Genomic DNA, 4,231 nt, shown 5'->3' on the forward strand with positions numbered 1-4,231 from the left:
GTACTATGTAGGGAGGAAGTAGCTTGAAACAGGAACTAAGGCTGAAAACCGGCGTAGCGTTTTCAGTCTTCATCGCCTCGATAATTCTCCCAATCGCTTACACGTACTTCTCAAGCGTTAACCAGGATGTATCAGATATCATACTCTCGTACCGTTTCTACCGTTCAGTCTACACGGTACTAGCGGGGATAGTCCTGGCATCATCGGGATGCATGCTTCAATCAACTTTTAGAAACCCTCTTGTAGACCATCACATACTCGGGGTTGGAGCAGGAGCATTATTCGCTGTATACCTAACCATTCTCATACACGGATACTCCAGCATGTTTATTATCGCCCTCGCCGCCTCGGCCGGAGGCTTGCTCGCGCTCTCCCTATCGGTAGGGATCGCCGAGGTTATGTCGGGAAGCGATGCAGCATACGTGCTGTCAGGGCTTGGAGTGACAAGCATGTTCTCAGGGCTCTCCATTCTCCTACTCTATTATGTTGCGCCAAGGTATGGACTTGCCTCCCTGATGCTGACCGGGAGCTTCGTGCATTCAAGGAAGGAGATGATGCCCTATGTTCTCACGCCCGCCGCAGTGATGATCATCTCCTACTTCGCCTTGGCTAAAAAGATGAACACTGTGGTGATAGGGGATGACTACGCGTTGCAATTAGGGGTTAATCCTAGAAGAGTTAGGCTGACCACTGCACTGATAGTTGGGGTTTCCTCAAGCCTGATTGTTTCAATTTTTGGAATGATAGGCTTCATAGGTCTTGTAACACCGCACATGGCTAGGCTCTTTTTAAAGACAAGCGATAACAGGCTGATTACACCATTAGCCATGGGCCTGGGCTCCCTCTTACTCTACGTCACCGACTTGTTTTCCCGAACCATCGCTGCAGGAGTAGTAGGGGAGATACCTGCTGGAGCGGTAACATCGGCAGTTGGAGCCCCATTCTTCCTCACACTACTTATCAAAAGGCTTAGAGGTGTTTAGCATTGATCGAGTTGAGAGAGGTTTCGGTGAGATATGGGAAAAACCTCATAGACGCGTTGAAAAACGTAACCGCCGTGATACCTGAGCGTTCCGTGTCCTGCGTCATGGGTCCTAACGCTTCCGGTAAAACCACCCTGCTTAAGGCAATAGCCCAGCTAGTCGATTACAAGGGGATAATCGAGTTCGACGGGAGAGACGCTAGAAAGATTGTTAAAACCTTGAGACGAGTCCTCGCCTACGTGTCAGCAGTAGAGGTTAGAGACCTTCTAGGCGTAACAGTGCTGGACCTTCTCGTTTACTCGAGATACCCTGTCTCCGATAAATTCTTAACAAGCATTAAAGATGTGGAGGAGTCAGTCAAAACCGCTGAATCCATGGGTATTAAGCACCTCCTACGTAGAAGGGTTAACGAGCTCAGTAGCGGGGAGCTTCAAAAAGTTCTCATAGCCTCAGCTATCGTGAGAAGCCCGGAAATCCTTCTCCTCGACGAGCCCGAGAGCCATTTAGACATGCGCTCTAAAATATGGCTTTCAAGATTCTTGAAGAGCATGTCTGACAAGATAACAATAGTGTTGTCTACTCACGACCCTTACTTCGCATCCTTGACCTGCGACTACTTAATGCTCTTATCCCGTGGAAGGCTGGTTTTCTCGGGTCCCCTTGACCAACTACTCCGAAACCCGGGGGTTCTTGAAGAAGTATATGACACGCCGTTTACTACTGTTGAAGTAGGGGATTACGAGGTATTGATTCCCCTCCCCTTCAAACCACAGGGTTAGAAGCGTTAAGCAGTGAAAATGGAGGATCGTGCAGAGCGGCTGAAGTCCTGTATCGGTGAATTCTTTAAGGAGATGCACATAACTGGGCTAAAGAGTGGATAACTACAGAGTCAGACCTTATCCCCTCGTAAACCCTCCAGACAACAACCAAGGAGTTCTCTAACTCTACCCAGCTGTCTCCCTCGAGAATCTTACTTACGTAATCGGCGGGTACGCGTGGAAAAATTATGCCGCGAGCAGAGCCTAACGAGACGCCTATCATCCAAATACTACTAGACGATCCTGTCCCAATAACCAGGTAGTCTCTTAGATCAACAATCCTGGACGCGGCCATTTCTAAGAGATGTGTGGATAGCGGCGCGTAAGCAGTTATATGAAACCCCTTGTTGTTGCTAATAGTTTTGATCTCAAGGGTATTGAACAGTTTCTTGAGAGACTCCTCAATCACGCCCCCGGAGTCATCTATGAGTCCCCTAACTCTCAAATACTCGATTATTTTCCGAACCCTTCTCTCACTCATTTTCAAAACTTTAGAAGCCCCAACTCTCCCCAAGCCCTTCCAACTGTGTGCTAGCAAGACCTGGAGGAGTGTTAGCTCGCTGAACCCTTGGACGTTTCTAAGAGCTCTCAAAGCTTCTATAAAATCACTGCATTGAAGGCTCATTAACGGCCTCCCATGACGGTTTCAACAACTTCTGCACTGTTTAAAACCTTTGCGCCCAGCACCTTCCTCATGTATTCTAAAGCGTACATGTGATCGCTCTCGGAGAAGGCTGCGACAGCGTCAGAAACAACTATGATGTTGAACCTCTCGTAGAAGGCGTCGATAGCTGTGTGGAGAACACATATGTGCGTGTGGATCCCGGTTAACACAACCGTGTTAACCCCTAGGTCCCGTAGCACATTAGCCAATCCTGTGTCACGGAAGCCGCTGTAAGACCTCTTCTGCAAGACCAAGTCCATCTCACCAGGCTGCAACTCCCTCACTATTCCAGACTCCTCACCATGGGTTAGTGCGTGAGGACCCCATATCGATAATTCCCTGTCAAACGGAAGATGATTATCTATTAAGTAGATCACGGGAATGCCATGTCTCCTAGCGTTCTCAGCAAGCATTCTGATAGTGGGAATTATTGCTTCCGCGCTGGGGCTTCTCAGTCTCCCGTGGACAAACTCCTCTATCATGTCAATGATGAGTAGGGCGGGCTTCATGGTGACCACTATATGAATATTAAGACGTAACATCTTATTATGTTAACGAATGATGAACGACTTCGGTCGCGAGCTCTCGGCGATGAAGAACCGTGTGAGGGCTGATCATTATTGATCGTTTTTTAAGCAGGATGCTTACATACGAGTATATACGGTATTTATCAATTATTAATGTTTTTAAATCCGGACATGGATAAAAACCGATTGGTGAAGTTATGAATTCACTTGCATCACTATACGAAAATGACCCCGTATACCAGATGGCTGTTAAACAGCTTAAGGAATCAATCAATATTCTTGGTTACCCCGAGGAGTATGTTGAAATACTGAGACACCCTGAGAAGCTTGTTCAGGTTAGAATAACGATTAAAAGAGACAACGGTAAGCTTGAAACATACCTGGGCTGGAGAAGCCAGCACAACAGTGCTTTAGGACCCTACAAGGGAGGCGTAAGATACGGTGAAAACGTTACCCCAGGTGAGGTAGTCGCACTATCTATATGGATGACCTGGAAGACCTCGCTTGCAGGACTACCATACGGTGGCGGTAAAGGAGGCGTAAGAGTGAACCCGAAGGCTATGAGTCCAAGAGAGCTGGAAGAGTTGAGCAGGAAGTTCTTCGCAGGTATTGCAAGAGATGTGGGCCCCGACGTCGACATCCCAGCGCCAGACGTCTACACCAACCCGCAGACAATGGCATGGTACTTCGACGAATACAGCAAGATCGCAGGCTACAATGCATGGGGAGTTGTAACAGCGAAACCCGTGGACCTAGGAGGGTTGAACGCCAGAGTCGTGTCCACAGGATACGGCACAGCGCTAGCGGCAAGAGAGGCGGCTAAGAAGGCTTTAGGAACGTTCGAGGGCAAAACCGTTGCTGTACATGGTTTCGGAAACGTTGGAATGTACGCTGCTAAATATGCCCAGGAGTGGGGTGCGATAGTAGTAGCGGTTAGCGACAGCAGCGGGTACATCTACGACCCCAAGGGTATTGATGTGGAGGAAGCGATCAGGGTTAAGAACGAGACCGGTAAGGTGACCAATTACAAGAAGGGTGATGTAAAGGTTTCAACAAACCACTTAGAGCTCCTGGAGCTACCAGTTGACGTTTTAATACCTGCCGCCACCGAGAACGTTATAACGATGGAGAACGTTCACAGGATTAAGGCCAAGGTAATCTCAGAGGGCGCAAACGGACCTACAACTCCTGAAGCAGATAGAGTTCTCCACGAAAAAGGAGTCGTAGTCGTCCCAGACA

5 protein-coding genes are annotated in these 4,231 nt (G+C 48.4%); 3 read left to right on the top strand and 2 right to left on the bottom strand.

Translation table 11 applies throughout. The features are described from left to right. The first annotated feature begins 23 nt into the window (after positions 1-23). Both AC3OH0_RS05625 and AC3OH0_RS05630 read left to right on the top strand, forming a co-directional pair. Positions 24-983, top strand: coding sequence for a FecCD family ABC transporter permease (locus AC3OH0_RS05625; protein WP_193436727.1), 960 nt, complete (start codon positions 24-26; stop codon positions 981-983). A gap of 2 nt (positions 984-985) precedes the next feature. Further along, positions 986-1,762: an ABC transporter ATP-binding protein gene (locus AC3OH0_RS05630; RefSeq protein WP_193436726.1), complete on the top strand. Its 777-nt coding sequence runs from the start codon at positions 986-988 to the stop codon at positions 1,760-1,762. Between the two features lie 64 nt (positions 1,763-1,826). Here AC3OH0_RS05630 and AC3OH0_RS05635 read toward each other — a convergent pair whose 3' ends face one another. Both AC3OH0_RS05635 and AC3OH0_RS05640 read right to left on the bottom strand, forming a co-directional pair. After that, positions 1,827-2,426: a hypothetical protein gene (locus tag AC3OH0_RS05635; protein WP_193436725.1), complete on the bottom strand. Its 600-nt coding sequence runs from the start codon at positions 2,424-2,426 to the stop codon at positions 1,827-1,829. Next, entirely contained in the window at positions 2,426-2,974 is a 549-nt protein-coding gene (locus tag AC3OH0_RS05640; protein ID WP_193436724.1) for a cysteine hydrolase family protein, read from the bottom strand. The genes AC3OH0_RS05635 and AC3OH0_RS05640 overlap by 1 nt, the downstream gene beginning before the upstream one ends. Before the next feature lie 215 nt (positions 2,975-3,189). Between AC3OH0_RS05640 and AC3OH0_RS05645 the strand changes: the two genes are divergently transcribed. Next, the coding region (locus tag AC3OH0_RS05645; RefSeq protein ID WP_498345084.1) for a Glu/Leu/Phe/Val family dehydrogenase at positions 3,190-4,231 on the top strand (1,042 nt) is incomplete at its 3' end.

The sequence above is a fragment of the Thermosphaera sp. genome (assembly GCF_059755995.1).